Here is a 16461-nt window from a genome sequence, read left to right as displayed (position 1 = left end):
TCGTAAAATACTTTTGAACCATAATTTTAACATTTCTATGGAAAAAAAGAGACTAATATTGAATTAAAAGTTTACTTTAAAAGTTTACTAGGGCTATAACCAAATTGTTTCTTAAATACTTTACTAAAATAAAAGGGATCATTAAAACCTATCATATCTGAAACTTCTGAAACATTATATCTTTTGGTTTTTAATAATTGTGCCGACTTTTTTAATTGAATAGTTCTAATAAATTCATAAGGTGTTAAATCGGTAAGTTGTTTAATTTTTCTATATAATTTTGAAGTACTCATACCTACTTCTTCAGCAATAAAATTTGGTGATAGTTTGGAAGAACTCATATTATTTTCAATAATTTCTTTTATTTTAGAAACTAAATCAATATCTAATTGAGAGTGCGCTAATGTTAATATATCGCCTTCTACTTCTCCAGAAAAACGTTGCTTTAAATCAAAGTGTAATTTTATAATATTATCAATACGTGTTTTTAACAAAGCTGGGTCAAACGGTTTAGTTAAATAACCATCTACTCCTATAGCATAACCTTTTATTCTGTTTTCATTTTCGGCTAAAGCCGTTAAAAGTATAACTGCAATATGGCTAATATCATCGTCAGATTTTAAGGCTTCAACAAATTCAAATCCATCCATTACAGGCATCATAACATCAACCACACACAAAACAGGTTTTTCTTTATTACAAATCTCAAGACCTTCCTGCCCATTTTTAGCCTCTAAAACCTTATAATAAGTAGATAAATATTGCACAACATAATCTCTAAGTTCTGTATTATCTTCAATAACAAGAATCTTTTGTTTTATATGGAGTTTTGGCAAAGGCTTTTCTCCTATTTGATAAGATTCAGTAATTTTTTGCTGTTTAATAGTGGTATGTTCGTTTACTGGTTGTTCTATTTTTTTAGTTTCTACAGCTTTAAATAGTTCTTCATGGTTATAAGCTTTTTTACTTACTGGTAATTCTACTGTAAAAACACTCCCTTTTCCTGGTAAGCTTTTAACTTTAATTTCGCCTTTATGTATATCTACCAGTGCTTTAACTAAAGAGAGCCCTATTCCGGTTCCCGTGGTACTTTCTCTACTATTTCTGGCTTGATAAAACCTATCGAATATTTTTTCCAGACTCTCTTCTGGTATGCCAATACCATTATCACTAACTTCCAATATTAGTTTTTTAGAATCATTATCTTTTAGACCTAAAAACAAATCTATATTTCCGTTCGAATCGGTAAATTTTATAGCATTTGAAAGTAGATTGTATAAAATTTTACTAAACTTATCGATATCTACCCAACAAATAAGCGACGCTTCGTTTTCAATATTCAGGTTTAAACTGATGCTTTTTTCTAGCGCCAGTTCTGTAAAGGAATTGCATATACTTTTTACATGTTCACTAACATCTGTTTTTGCTACTTTAAGGTTTAGTTCGCCTGTTTCTGCTCTTCTAAAATCTAAAATTTGATTTACCAACCTTAACAGACGATTGGCATTTTGATATACCAAATTAGCCCGACTTAAAGTATAACCATCTTTTTGATTGTTTATTAGCTGTTTTGCTGGTCCTAAAATAAGGGTAAGTGGTGTTCGTAATTCATGTGATATATTGGTAAAAAACCGGAGTTTTTCATTATTCAACTTTTCATCACGTTCACGTTTTACTCTTTCAAAAAGCAATTCCTCCTTTAATAGTCTTCGGTTTTTTAACTGATTATTTAAAAAATATACAGCAATAATAATAAGTATTAAAATAAATATAAAAAAGAGAGGAGTGAGCCAAAAAGGTGGGAGTACTTTAATGCTGTAGCTTGACACTTCACTTTCATACCCGTTATTATTGGTTGCTTTAAGTTTTAAATTATAGTTTCCAGGAGGCAGGTTTGCATACTGTATAGCACGAGAACCGCTGCCCGTTTTATTCCATTGCTTATCTAAGCCTTCTAGTTTATAATAAAAGGTGTTTTGTCGTTGATTAACATAAGACGGTATAGAGAATTTTACTGTAAAATTTCTATTATTATAACTTAATTGAGCTTGTTTGGAAAAATTTATATCTGTATTTATAACGACAACTTCTCCATATTTTTCTCCGGGGTTAATGTTGTTATTACTAACTTTAAATTCGGATATTACAGGAATTGGAGCGTTTTTGTTTTCTTTTATATTTAGAGGATCGAATAGTATGATTTCTTTATTGCCTCCGATATATATTTTTCTATTGTTAAAATGTAAAAAACCACGTTTATTAAATAAATTTGAACGTACCCCGTTATTAACATAAAATGTTTTGTAGTCGTTATTCTTAGGATTGTATTTACTTATTTTATTATAATTTAAGTTTAACCACATAACACCTAAACTATCTGTGGTTATGTCTGTAATCCAATCGTCTGCCAATTCCTTGGGTACGGTTTGGTGTACAAAGTTATTGGTTGAAGGGTCATAATAATTTAGCCCCTCTCTTGTTCCTGCCCATAAACGTCCTTCTTTATCAAAAAACAAATCTTTTACTTTGTTGTTAGATAGCCCCTTTTTATGGTCGCTACATACATATTGTTCTATGGTATTTGCTTGCATGTTATAACTAAAAACGCCTTCTTCTGTGGCTACCCAAAATAAGTTTTGCGCTTCTGAATACACTATTTTATTAATATCCTTAAATTTAGGGTTATTGTTTTTTACAAACTGCTTCGCTCCTGTTTTTAAATTAAACTTTACAAGCCCTTCACCTTGTGAGCCTACTAAAATCTCATGGTTTGATATTTTATAAAAAGCAAACACTGGCGAATTAACAAAACCTACATTTAGTTTCTTTTCTTGTTTATTTCTATAATCATACTCCACAACACCACCATCCCACAACCCAATGTAAAACACCATATTGTCTTTTGTGTAAATACTGCTTACATGAGTATAGCTATCGAGTACTTTTTCAAAACTGTCGTTTTTATTCAAGAACAAACCTTTGGCATGGGTACCAATTAAAAGGTTATTGTTATATGTTTTTGCAAAAGAACTTATAATTGGGATTTGATTGTTTCCTGTAAAATTTAGTCCTAAAGCTTTAAACTGGTTATCAAATGGGTTTAAGCTTTCCAGTCCATTTTCTGTACCAATCCAAAGCACACCAGAATAATCAAAATACAAGGATATAATGTAATTATTTACAAGTGAATTGGGGTTGTTTAAATCGGTAGTATGCTGCTTAAACTTTCCTTTAATAAAGTCTTCTATTGAAGCGCATTGAATAATTCCGTTAGACGTACCAAACCAATAGCTCCCATTTGGTCCTTTGGTAAAACATCTAAAATAATTACTAAGTGTATTTGCTTTTATAAGCTTAAACTTATTATTAATTTTATCTAGTTTAAACAGTCCTTCTCGAGTTCCTACAAAAATATTATATGCTTTATCTTCAAACACAAAATAAGCATTGGAATTCTTTTCTGTAATACTATTTGGAAATAAGGTATAATTTTGTAAATCTGCTACTTTACCAAAATCATCTATAAAAAAACTATACACTCCATTTGTAAAACTAGTTACCCAAATTCTTCCATCATGTGTTTGGGTTATTCCTCTAATGTTATCAATTTTCCCTAAATCTACCCTATGAAATTTATTGGCAATAGCATCTAGATAACACAACCCGTTATTTAAGGTTCCTACCCAAATTCTTTGGGATTCATCGATATATATAGATCTAACTCTATCGTCTACTAAAGCATGTTTATCTTGAGGGTTTGCATGAAAGGTTTTAAAACTAGATGTTGGTATATTGTATTTCGTTAAACCATTGTCTGTTGCAATCCATAAATTAGATTTATCATCGGATATTATTTGTAATATATCATTATTATTAAGATGATTTGAAGTTTCTTCCTTGGCTGTAAATGCTTTAAAATCATAACCGTCAAAACGGTTTACACCGCCAAACGTACCTAACCACAAAAAACCTTTTTCGTCTTGTACTATACTTCTAACCGAATTATGAGACAATCCATGAGTTTCATTATAATGCTCAAAATGTAGCTCCTGTGCTACACTTTTTAAGCAAAACAATAAAACGAAAAAGTATAAAATCTCTTTTTTAAGCATAATAACATCTATGGTTTTTTGATTGTAATTTTATTAGTATTTAAATCTATACTAAAATTACCACTTGGAGCTCCTTTTAAAAACTTATTAAATATAACACAAAAATGATAAAAATGTTTTTGGTTGTTTGAAGGATTTTCAAGATACCTATTTTTTTTTAAAAAGGAATTGATTAACAATTTATAATTATTTAATCTTATTGTTCCAATATCATCAAAAGCCAAGACATCTGCAGAACGTAAGCGGTACAAATCGAACAACATATCAAAACCTGTCCAGTCATCAAAATCTTTTAAAGCTGTTTCTTCAATTGACACAAACTCAGCAACACTTTTTTTATTTAGGCCTAGTAAAAATTGGGTAAACGGCATGTTCCATTCGTTTTCTAAAAACCTATTATTAATTAGTCCTTTTAAATGGTTTTGGGTATAATCCTTATAGTTTTTCGCCTCTAATATAGTAGAATCCCATAATGCTTTCTCATCATTATTTTTTAAAAAGGCATATTCTTGTTTGTAAAGAGGAAATAGTTCCTTAAATCTAGGAACGGAATCTATTACTATAGTTTTAATTTCAATCTCGTTAGATGAAAATGTTGCAATTTTATACGCAGGGATATAAGCGGCTAACGAAGGTATTTGCACATTTACCAAAGTACCTAATTCAAAGGCTGCAACACCAGTATCATTTATGTGCATATGACCTCCAAAATGTACCTTAACACCCGCTTCTATAAATGCCTTGGCCACTTCGTTTTGAGGAACACGATGGAGTTGCATTTTATCTTCTCCCAATAGCATTCGTATATGTTCTGAGGCTCCGTCGTTAAATTCTACCGTTGGGTAATGACTGAATACAACTAGCTTTTTATTAAGTCTTTTTGCGCGTTTAGTAATGGTTTTTATCCACTTAAAAAGATGTTTTTTATGCGTTAACACATTATTATAGCCAATACTTGCGCTAGAAAAAGTGTTTTCATCTTTGGGGACATACACGTTAGCATCAATAGCTAAAAACCAAATGCCTTCTGCTGGTTCTACCAAATAACTTACATCTGGAATTTCAGATCCATTGGGTTCCATTTTATACTTTCTATTATCTAATTCTGCTTGTTTTGCAGCGTCTTTAAAAGTATAATCTGAATAATTATAGTTTGAAAAAGGACTTTCCCAGTACACATCTGTTTTCTTTGGAAAAAAACCAAAGTCCCTTAATTCTGAAAGAATTTCGGTATATCCTAATTTGGCGATATCTTTTGTGAACACCGGTTTTAATTTAGAATTGTCTTTTGAATTGAATGCTTTTTTCGAACTAAAAATAGCTTTTTGTTTGCCTCCTTCTCCAAGAAAATCTTCTTTACCAGATTCTTGATAAAATGGACGTACAGGATCGTGATTGCCCGTGGTTAGAATAAATTTAATGCCATGATTTTTTGTGTAACTATCTAGTATACTTTTTAAACCTTTAATATTGAGCATTTGGCCATCATCACTAAAATCTCCTGGCAATACCACATATTTTATATTCCGAGAGACTACATTATCTAAAGCGGCCAAAAATGCAAAATAATTTTCGTTAAATAGTCTTGTAGATTGCAATTGAGATTGCATTGTTCTGGCTAAGGTATATTTGCCTGTTTGCGGATTTAAAACACCTTTATAATTATTATCTGAAAAGCTTCCGTAAATATCTTGTAAGTGCACATCGGCCATAAAGGCTACTTGAAAACTTTTATTGTCTTTCTTTTCTAAACAAGAAAACACAGATAGTACAAAAAGTACGAATACAATAAGTTTACGCATGTAATATTACATTTTGGTTTCTGGTGGAAATGCATACGAAGTTTTCCAACCTCCTAAATCTATTAAAATTTGGTCTAACATTACTCCAGGATCTACCATCCAGATTTTTAATTTGTGCTTTCCTGACGTGTTTACTATTTGCTTAACGGATTTAACCGATGCATTTTTTAACACATTTTGTTTCCAAGTTTCACTTCTTCCAGAGGTTTGAAAATCGATTATTACAGGTTCTGCATTGTCTATAGCCACTGCACAACGCACACCTGAATTATTATTAAAAGCATGTGTAGGAACAGCCTGCAAAAACACATCTACCTCCCCAAAATTAAAGGTATAAAAATCATACTCCAAAACAGGGCTATTTTGTTTTATAGCCTCAACACGAGTTTCAGAAGTTGCGCTTCGCGGAAGAGCTACGCTAACATTTCCTGTATAGCCTAAACCACTAAAAGTAGTCCATTCAGCTTCTTTTCCTTTAGTTTTTCTAGTATAATTTTCAGCGTTTATTGATACAAAACCTTTGTCTTCAACAAAACCTTTATAATCTTCTAAATCCTTAAATTTTGGGTTGAAGACTGAAACACCAAGCGTTGTAGTTTTGTTTTTTGTTATTACATCTATGGCCGAATTCACTTTGTTACTTGGTGGTATTAGCTGGTAATCATGCCCTAACGGAGCTTCCTTTTTATTTTCGCCTTGTGGTACTTTATCCCAATCTATAGTAACCCAAATACGCGCTTCTAATTGGTTTTTATCTAATTTTCCCGAGGCTTTAGAAAGTATAATCCAATCGGCTTTAGGTTGTAATTCCCACTCCAATTCGCCTTGTCCCTTTAAGAACACATCCATATAGTACTTATTTTTAGTATAAGCATTAAACACAGGAAAAACATCGGCATAAGAGTTTATAATCTCATTATTTACCTCCATTTGATACCCCTCTATGGCTATACCCAAAGTGTTATGTTTTTCTGTTAAAGGAATGGACGCTGTAGGTTCTGCAAACACAGGTAAGTGCCTAGGCGACATGCTCATGATGTGCTTCCATTTACCGTTTTGAAGTGTGTTGTTAAAATAGTCGGTTTCTTTTTTAATAGTTTTGTAAGCCTCTAAAGATTTCGATGCAAAATCCTTAGCACTCTCTCGGCCTTGTGAAGCCACAAACTCATTTTTATAACTGTAAAGCCATTTTAAATTTAAGTTTGATGCGCCAACAATTGGGTAATAAACTAGCTGATAAAATGCATCTGCTCTGTAACTGGGAATAGTTTGCTTTAACTGTTTTACTTGGTCTATCAGGTTTTCGTGCGCTTCAATTCTCTTAAAAACCTCATCACCATAATGATACTGAGTTAACTCGGTTTTACCCGATTTAGTAACGGGTTCTACTTGACTCCAAGCCATAAATTCTGGTCGGCGCTGAAATGCTAATTGGTTATAATCAAACATTAAATTAGTAATAGCTTCTGCATTGCTATTCCCAAATTCTCTTGCGCTCCAATTTATATGATGTTTTTTAACAGCATCGTTATTTTTAAAAGCATCAATATGCCAAGCCATATCCAAAAACAATTCTATATTGTACTCATGAGGTTTGATATCTCCGCAATTTAAAATCCAGATATTTTGCGAACCAAACTCATATGCTTTAGTCATTTCTTCCCACATTAAAACGGGGTTTGTAGAATTCAACCATAAATAGTCATGAGGTCTTCCCCAATACGATGTATGGTAATAAACACCAGCACCACCACTACGTTTTTGCTCTTTGGTATTACTTAACTGGCGCATATAACCGTAGTTATCGTCGGTACAAACCAAACTAACATCTTCTGGTAAATTCAATCCACTTTGGTAGTAATGCAACACCTCTTTGTACGGCACAAAAGCCTGAGGTTTTATAACACCTTTTTTAGAATTTGCTTTTAGAATCTTGCGTTGATCTGTTATAACCTGTTCTAATAGTTTTACTTGCGATTGGGTATCATCTTCCCCAACAATCATGGGAGAATCGTGTTCTCCACGCATACCAAGGGTATAAATACCTTCAAAATTTGCAGTTTCTTTAGCACGCTTTTTGAATAACGTTTTTATGGATTCTGAATTGGTATCATATCTATAATCGCCCATAATATCATGATTCCATTCTGCATTAATGTTGCATAACATAGGCTCTGCATGCGATGTACCGATAACTATGGCATAATCGTCTGCCACTATTTTATTCTGCGGATAATGGTAAAATGCTTTAGTACATTTATGCATTGCAGGCCAAATGGTATTGGCACGCAAACGCAGTAAAAGTTCAAATACTTTAGCATAAGTTTTTGGTCCAATATCGCCTGTTTCTGGTTCATAATTTAATGCCGACCACCGTTGCAATCCCCAATCTTCGTCATTTAAAAAGATGCCACGGTATTTAACTGATGGTTCTCCATAAATTTTATTTTCTACATTAAGCACTATATTTTCCTGCTTTGTTGGGGTAACATCGGCCCACCATTCCCAAGGCGAAACACCAATCATTCTAGAAATCTCTAATAATCCATAAGCTGTTCCTCTTCGGTCTGAACCAATAATAACTAAAGCTTTCTCGACATTTTGTGAAGGTTTTTTTATAACTTGAATACTATAAGTTTCCCATTTGTTTTTAATTTGAGAAACATCCATATTGTGTTTTGAAACAATTTGATTAATGTATTTGCTTTTTCCTAATGTTCCTGCTATAATTTGATATTTCGCTTTTTTTTTATTGATTACCATATTTTTTCCTGAAACTTGTTTAACATCGTTTGATAAGATTTTAGAAGCTAAAGCAACAACTTTAGCATCTTTTTCATCAATGGTAATTGATGCCATAGTTCCGTTTTCAACTATTGGAAACTTGATAGTTTGCTGACTCCAGGAACTTATACAAAAAATCAAAAACAGCGCAGTCAAATATGTATATTTCATTTAAATGATTTTTAAGAGTTCTGGCTTCTCGTTATATAATTTTAAAATTAACTCCCCAAATAGTGTATTTGCCCAAGCAAACCATGATCTAGAAAATTTAGAAGCGTCATCTTTATGAAACGTTTCGTGTATAAAGCCTGTACCATCATGGGTATTCATCAGTTGCTTAATACACCAAACAATTTCGTCATCGCTATCGCTAGTCATCGCCCTTAAAATAATACCCATGGGCCATATGGTATCTAGTCCTGCATGTGGACCACCTTGCCCTTCTCCTGCTTTTCCTTTAAAGTAGTAAGGGTTATCATCACTTAAGAGATAAGCCCTTGTATTTTTATATACCTCTAAATCGTAATACCGCTCGTTCATTAAATATTTCATTGCTATTAATGAAGGAATATTGGGATCATCAATAAATACTTGATTTCCAAAACCGTCCACCTCATAAGCGTATATTCTACCGTAATTTAAATGTTCTGAAATGGCATACGTATTTACAGCCTGTAATACTTCTTCTGAAAATGATTTACATTCATTTGAAAATGAATAATTTTTTAAAACATTGTTATAAATTTTACTTAATTGCGCCAATGATTCTACGGCAAATAAATTAGAAGGAATCAAAAACGGATACATGGTGCCATCATCTGAAGGTCTAAAAGCAGAACATATTAACCCTACTGGTTTTATTGGCCTGCCTTTTCCGCTAAATGGTGCTGTAACATTTTTATTTCGTCTAACACGTTCAAAATAATAAGGCGTTTCTCCTTGTTTTCGCTGCTCTGTTCTTAAGGTATTTACAGCTAATCTCATGGCTTTGTCCCAATCTTCATCAAAAATTGAGGTATCTCCAGTTTCTTTATAATATCCGTAAGATAAACGAATAGCGTAGCACAAAGAGTCTATCTCCCACTTACGCTCATGAACTCCTGGCTTGGCTGTTGGCTTATCATCTTTCCATTTTGTTGCTCTGGTAGCATCTTTATAAAACGCATTAGCGTAAGGATCTAACAAGATACATTTTACCTGTCTATTTATTAAACCCTTAAAAAGATTTTTTAGTTTTTTATCATTGTTAACCAAAGGTAAGTAAGGCCATACTTGAGCTGTAGAATCGCGCAACCACATGGCATCAATATCGCCCGTAATAATAAAGGTATCTGGTTTATTATTTATAAACTCGAAATCTACGGTAGTATCCAAAGTGTTTGGAAAGCAATTTTCGAACATCCACGCTAACTCTTCGCTACGAATTCCTTTTTTTACTTTTTTTATAACCTTCTCAACTTCATTACTTACAAAAGTTCTATTTGCAAGTGGCGGCCTATTAGATTTAAAGTCTTCAATACTTTTTGTAAAACTAAAAGCCGAACCACTTAAAGCTGTAAACCCTACTGTTGCCAAAGCACTTTGTTTTATAAATTTTCTTCTGCTAGTCATTTTTTTTCTTTATAATTTACGAGAAAACTATGGTTTATTACTCGTTTTTACCCTGCATTTTAAACTGAAATATTCCTCCGCTTGTTAGGTCTTTATGAGACACTTTAAAATCCGTTAAAAGATTATCATTAAAAGTAGCCTTTTTTACCAAAACATTAGAATCACTATTATTTATCACTTTAATTTGCAAAGTTTTACCCGTATAATAGTCTGGGTGTAGTTGAATAGTTACTTTATCAAAAATAGGGCTACCAATTTGATACTCTGGATTTTCCTCTGTACCACCATTTACTTGAAACAGCCCAATTTTCATTAATACAGCAAGGCTTCCCATTAGTCCTTGGTCTTCATCGCCATTATATCCTGTTGAAGGAGATAAACCGCCAAAAACTTTAGAAGTAACTTTTCTGGACCAATATTGGGTTAAATCTGGTCGACCTAATTTATTGAAAATAAAGGCTGTTTGAATAGATGGTTGGTTACCATAATTTATGGGGATTTTGCGATATTCTGGATGTAATTCTGAAGCATGAGATGTCCCAGATGTAAAGTTTAATTGCTCTGCTTCTTTAAATTGAGTATTTAATTTTTCAACAGCCTCTTTTTTGCCTCCCATAAGTTCAGCAAGTCCTTCATAATCGTGTGGCACAAACCACGTAGATTGTGCACCGTTTGATTCTATAAAACCTTCTTCATAATTATATGGGCTATACTCTTTTTGCCACTGCCCTTTTATGTTTTTGGGTTGCATCCAGCCTTCTTCATTTAAAAGCGTCGCATAATTTTTAGAGCGCTTCATGAAGTAGTTATAGTCTTCAGACTTATTTAGTTTTAAGGCTAATTGAGCTAGTGTCCAGTCTTGATAGGCATATTCTAAAGTTAAACCTGCACCATCTTGATGCCCGCCAAACTTTCCTTTCGGGTTAGGATGTGGCACAAAGCCTTTTTCCATGTAAAAGTCGAGTCCGCCACCTATATTGGTTTTATGCTCGTAACCCGCTTTTTCCATGATACCACCTTCTAAATGATTTTTCTTCAAAGCATCATAAATATCTTCTAGATTTTCCTTCAAAATACCTTTTTGAATCGCGCTAACAAAAAACGGTGTGGTTGGTGCGCCTGTCATAACGTAGGTATAATTTCCACCTGATGGTCCTCTGGGAACCAAACCGCCGTCTTTATAATATTGAAGAAAAGACATGGCAAACTCCTCATAAATATCGGGGTATGCTAATCCCCAAAGGGTATTTAGTGTCCACTGCGCTCCCCAAAGTGCATCAGAATTGTAATGATTAAATTTTGGTTTTCCTGAAGCATCCAATGGTAATTGCCCAATCTTAAATTCAGCCCCTGTATTATCTGGATATGCACCATTGATATCATTAATAATACGTCTGCCTTGAAGCGCATGCCATAAATCTGTATAAAAACGTCTTTGTTGTTTTTCGGTATTGCCTTCAACCTTTATTATACTTAATAACGAATTCCAATGGTCTTTAGAATCTTGAACAACGGTTTCAAAATCCCAATGAGGTAGTTCTGTTTTTAAATTTAACTGAGCATTCTCTTCTGAAGTATATGAAATAGCCACTTTCATTAGCAAAGGCTCTTTTAAATTGTTAAAATGCATTAAATAGTTCCCCGTTTCTTCATCTTTTTGTAAAGTATTTACAGATGCATTGAGTTCTATTTTAAAAAATATCTTTAGTGCTTTTGGTCTTCTGTGGGTTGGTGTTGCCACTACCGAACCTACAAATTCTTTCTTATTAATTTGGCGCAGTTTTCCTTCGGCATTATCTGATGGACCGAGCACAGTATTTAAATTAAAAAGAACCGCATTTTTGGTGTTTTCTGGAAATGTATATTTGTGAAAACCAACTCTTGTGGTACTGGTAAGCTCTGTTTTAATATTATAGCGTTGTAGTGCTAAGCTATGATAACCAGGAGTTACGACTTCGTTATCATGACTGAATTTTGAATAAAAGTCTTTAAAAACACTATCGGTATTCGCATCAGAAAGCGTTAAAGGCATAACCGACACCCCCGATATTTGCCATCCATGTATATGGCTAAAGCCTTTTATAGTATCGGTTTTATAACGATAACCACTGCCCCAAGCGCCATCTATTTCATTATCTGGACTTAGATTTACCATACCAAAAGGACGGCTTGCTGATGAAAAAAAGAACCACCTTGAATTTTCAGTATCTAAAGTAGGATACACTAAACTAGTATAATCTACGAGTTTATTTTCTTTAATAACAGATGTTTCTTTCTTGTTCTTTTCACAAGAAAAAAACATTAATAACACCGTGATTACTGCGACTATATAATTTTTCATACGTTTATTTAATAATAAGACTATTTTCTTTTATGTTATCACTAAACACGACATTTTTGTGTTCCTTAAAAACAAATTGCTTTTGTGTTGCTTTTGGTACATTAACGGCATTTAAGTGTGCTCCTTCTACATTATGAAAGACAAAAGCGGGTCTAAAATCGGGATTTTCTAATTGTAATTTTACATTTTTAAAAGTGATATTGTTGGTGTGTTTTACATAAAATGCCCACGCTGGCAATTCGCCAAACATTGAAAACTCTGGATAGTCTTTTATTTTTTCGGGAACCTGTTCTAATCGGCTTAACGGCACATAGGCCATCCCTTTTGTAGCTCTTCCCGGATAAGTAATCTCTACATTTTCAATAGACACATTTTCAATACTATGCCCTGGTATACCAACAATGGAAGAAGGAAAAGGATTGTGAAAGAAATCTACCTCTGGCCCTCTTAAATCATAATCAATATCGGGTCTTCCAAAAGGCACTTCAACCTTGATGTCTGTTAAATGGATATTTTTAACACTTCCGGGGGCTTTTCCGCCTCTATGCCCAAGACGAATAAAAATAGCATTCCCGGTGTTTTTAGCTATAATGTTAGATACTTTAATATTCTCAATATCACCACCATCAACACTTTCAATAGCTATGGCAGATCTAAAGGTATCAAAAACTTCAATATTTTCAATAGTTACATTTTTAAAACCACCATATGATGCTGTGCCAAATTTTATGGCGCTTGCACTACTTTTTATTGTGCAATTAGCTATGTAAATACTGTCATTATAAAAATTAGGAAAATAAGATTTAAGGCAAATACCATCATCGGCTGAATTTACATCGCAATTGGTAATTTGCACATTTCTGCAATCGGTAATATCCATACCGTCATTATTCCAATAAGCCCTGTTAACTATTTTTAAGTTATCTAATTTTAATTTTTCACATAACTCGAATGACAATCCCCAACAGGATCCATTTTGAAGGTTTAAGTCTAATATACCTACATTTTTACACATAGAAAATCTTAACAACTTAGGTCTTGCCGTTTCGTTGGGACGCATGCGCCTGTAGTTATATTTTGGATCTATGCGTTCTCCTGAATGATGCAAACTATCTACCGCCAGTGCTAATTTTCTGCCTTGACCATCAATTTTACCTTCGCCATAAATTTTAAAATTATTGGCTTTATAAGCTACTAAAAATGCCATATTGGAATAATCATCTCTTTTTGGCGATTGGGGTCTGTCTGGCATTGGCACATCTTTATAATGGTAAGGATTGGTACTCCCTAGCAAAACAGCATCTTTTTTTAAGTAGAAACTTACGTTAGATTTCATTACCAAACTTCCAGAAAGATATTGTCCTTTAGGAAATACTAGGGTACCGCCTTTATTTTCATGAACCCGATTTATTAGTGTCTGTATGGCTATTGTATTTAAAGTTATACCATCTCCAACCACATCAAAATCTGTTACCAAGTATTCCTTGTTATTTGTTTTCTTTTGGTATGTTTTTTTTACTTCAGCATCTACTGGTTTTGTTTTGGCAACATCATTACAAGCTCCAAAAAGAAACATCATTACAAAAATGCAAAAAACCGAAGTATGACAACTTAATCTATATTTCATAATTTAATTTTGTTTTCCCCATTGTTTATTGGGCTTATCACCTAATTCAAAATGCAAAACACCTCCTTTAGAAATAGTATTGAAATCTATAATACTAGAATTAACTATTTTGTTGTTCCATGTTACTTTTTGAATGTATATATTGTTTAAACCTTTTTTTGACGTGGTAATTTCTAAAGGTTTACTATTAGTTTTAATTGTTATTTTATTAAACTGTGGTGCAGTTAAAGCCACCTCTGTACTACCTGGAAATATAGGATACATACCCATTGACGACCAAAGAAACCAAGACGACATGGTACCGGCATCATCATCCATTTCTTTAATAAAACCATCTGGTGTTGCCGTAAAAATCTTTTTTACAATTGGTGTTTTAAATTTTTCATGTGTGCCATACCAATTGTTAGTTTTCTCGTTTAATAATTTATGAATTAAGGCTTGAGTTTTCCATGGTGAATTGGTGTAATTGTATAAATATGGTACTTGAATATCGGGCTGATTGCCTATATTAAACAACTCATTATTGAAAAAATAATCCAACTGCTTTTCAAATTCATCTTTTCCTCCCATCATCGTTTGAATGCCTTGAATATCAAAGGGAACAAACCACCTGTACTGCCACAAAGTTCCTTCGTATAAACCATCGCCATGCATGATATCAGAATTATCATCCATCACTAAGAATTTATCTTTCCAAAGTGTTTTATACTCAAAAGCTTTATTTTTATAAAACTGAGCATCCTCATCTTTACCAAGTATTTGTGCTATTTTAGAAAGCGCCCATAAATCATAGCTTGACTCTAATACATTATCAGGAGATTTAAAAGGCAAATGTTTTGCTTCTTCTTTCATTTCATTATATACATCGGCTAACGAATAAGGTAAAATTCCTTTTTGATGCGCATCTAATAAAACGGGAATAGTATGTTCTGTTCTTATAGTTAAAAAAGGCTCCGTTTTGGTTGCCCAATCGGGTTTACCTTGTTTATATAATACTCTTAAAGACCATAACATGTCTTTATATTGGTTTGGATACAATAGAGAGAACAAGGGTAACTTGGTTCTAAAAGTATCCCAAACAGACCACCCATGATAATAGGGTGTATCTATTTTATATTTTTCGCCATTACTTCCTCTAATCATTCCGTTTTCATCATTTATAATGAAAGGCGATTGTGAGGTATGGTATAGGTGTGTGTAAAATAATTCCTTTAAAGTATCATTTTCTGTTTCAACATCAATTGTGCTTAAAAAGTTGTTCCATGACTGGAAAGCCTGTGTTTTAACCTGAGAAAAACTTAACGTCTTTGTATTTTTAAGGTTATTAATAGCACTATTTTCATCAACAACCGATAAGGCACAACGCAACAGGACATCTTGATTTTTGGCAGTTGAAAATTTAACTATTAGTTTAGAGCCTTCTTTAGTTATTTCTGAAGTTTCCTTATTAAAAGCAATTGCAAAATAAAATGTATAAGCTCCCTTTTTGCAAACATTCACGCTTGTAATTTCTCCACTAACAACTCCATTATTTATATTGAAGTTATCTGATATATGCCCTACATAAGAGCTTTCTAAATCTATTGTAAAACCAGATTTTTCTGACTTAGGAAATGTATATTGATGAAACGCAACTTGTCTGGTTGCTGTAAGCTGAGTTTTTACTCCATTATTTAAATCTACCGAATAATACCCGGCTTGAGCTTTTTCACTTTCTTTTGAATATGTAACGCTTTGAGGAATTGTATCACCTTTTGAAATAGCAAAAGGTAAAATTCTTAAATTACCTCCAACACCTCTACAACCAACACCTGAAAATCTGGTATTGGAAAACCCTACTATTTCTTTGGCACTGTAATCATATCCAGAATGTGATATCGGGTTGGTATCAGGACAAGGTTTTACCATACCGAATGGTACAGCTGCCGCTACATCTGTTTGCCCATGATCATCTGAAGTACAGATAAATGGGTTAATGTAACTTGCATTATCTATGTTTTTTTCTGTTACAGAGGAACTATTTACCTCCTTTTTACATCCCAATATACTTAATAAAAATATATATATATATAAGTAAGGCTTATTCATAAAGAAAATTATTTTTAAAATAACAAAGGCAGGAGACTAAAAAGCGCCTGCCTTTTAACTAAACAAACTCAAAAAACACTTTTAACTTAAACTAAA

The 16461-nt window shown here is 32.9% G+C and carries 7 protein-coding genes; all 7 read right to left on the bottom strand.

What is annotated here, in order from left to right; translation table 11 throughout:
* Positions 1-71 precede the first annotated feature (71 nt).
* From FQU21_RS10930 to FQU21_RS10900, 7 genes are read right to left on the bottom strand one after another with little or no spacing between them, the layout of a single operon-like run.
* Positions 72-4112 (bottom strand): hybrid sensor histidine kinase/response regulator transcription factor, encoded by a 4041-nt coding sequence (locus FQU21_RS10930; RefSeq protein ID WP_147678043.1) that lies wholly within the window; start codon positions 4110-4112, stop codon positions 72-74.
* An 8-nt stretch (positions 4113-4120) separates the two neighbouring features.
* Positions 4121-5914, bottom strand: coding sequence for a metallophosphoesterase family protein (locus tag FQU21_RS10925; protein ID WP_147678042.1), 1794 nt, complete (start codon positions 5912-5914; stop codon positions 4121-4123).
* A gap of 6 nt (positions 5915-5920) precedes the next feature.
* On the bottom strand, positions 5921-8869 hold the full coding sequence (locus FQU21_RS10920) for a glycosyl hydrolase 115 family protein (protein WP_147678041.1): 2949 nt from the start codon (positions 8867-8869) through the stop codon (positions 5921-5923).
* Positions 8870-10309, bottom strand: coding sequence for a glycoside hydrolase family 125 protein (locus FQU21_RS10915; protein ID WP_147678040.1), 1440 nt, complete (start codon positions 10307-10309; stop codon positions 8870-8872).
* 37 nt (positions 10310-10346) lie between these two features.
* Entirely contained in the window at positions 10347-12650 is a 2304-nt protein-coding gene (locus FQU21_RS10910) for a GH92 family glycosyl hydrolase (protein ID WP_147678039.1), read from the bottom strand.
* 4 nt (positions 12651-12654) lie between these two features.
* Complete coding sequence (locus tag FQU21_RS10905; protein ID WP_246124823.1) at positions 12655-14277, bottom strand: glycoside hydrolase family 28 protein; 1623 nt, start codon at positions 14275-14277, stop codon at positions 12655-12657.
* Positions 14278-14280: 3 nt separating this feature from the next.
* Entirely contained in the window at positions 14281-16365 is a 2085-nt protein-coding gene (locus FQU21_RS10900; protein WP_147678038.1) for a GH92 family glycosyl hydrolase, read from the bottom strand.
* Between the last annotated feature and the right edge of the window lie 96 nt (positions 16366-16461).

It is taken from the genome of Algibacter pacificus, from assembly GCF_008033385.1.
Taxonomy (GTDB): domain Bacteria; phylum Bacteroidota; class Bacteroidia; order Flavobacteriales; family Flavobacteriaceae; genus Algibacter; species Algibacter pacificus.
Note: the sequence above shows the minus strand (reverse complement) of the source record. Positions and strands in the feature narration are given on the sequence as shown.

Excerpts from the sequence above, each read along its gene's own strand:
- FQU21_RS10930 (WP_147678043.1), bottom strand. The coding sequence starts at position 4,112 with ATGCTTAAAAAAGAGATTTTATACTTTTTCGTTTTATTGTTTTGCTTA.
- FQU21_RS10925 (WP_147678042.1), bottom strand. The coding sequence starts at position 5,914 with ATGCGTAAACTTATTGTATTCGTACTTTTTGTACTATCTGTGTTTTCT.
- FQU21_RS10920 (WP_147678041.1), bottom strand. The coding sequence starts at position 8,869 with ATGAAATATACATATTTGACTGCGCTGTTTTTGATTTTTTGTATAAGT.
- FQU21_RS10915 (WP_147678040.1), bottom strand. The coding sequence starts at position 10,309 with ATGACTAGCAGAAGAAAATTTATAAAACAAAGTGCTTTGGCAACAGTA.
- FQU21_RS10910 (WP_147678039.1), bottom strand. The coding sequence starts at position 12,650 with ATGAAAAATTATATAGTCGCAGTAATCACGGTGTTATTAATGTTTTTT.
- FQU21_RS10905 (WP_246124823.1), bottom strand. The coding sequence starts at position 14,277 with ATGAAATATAGATTAAGTTGTCATACTTCGGTTTTTTGCATTTTTGTA.
- FQU21_RS10900 (WP_147678038.1), bottom strand. The coding sequence starts at position 16,365 with ATGAATAAGCCTTACTTATATATATATATATTTTTATTAAGTATATTG.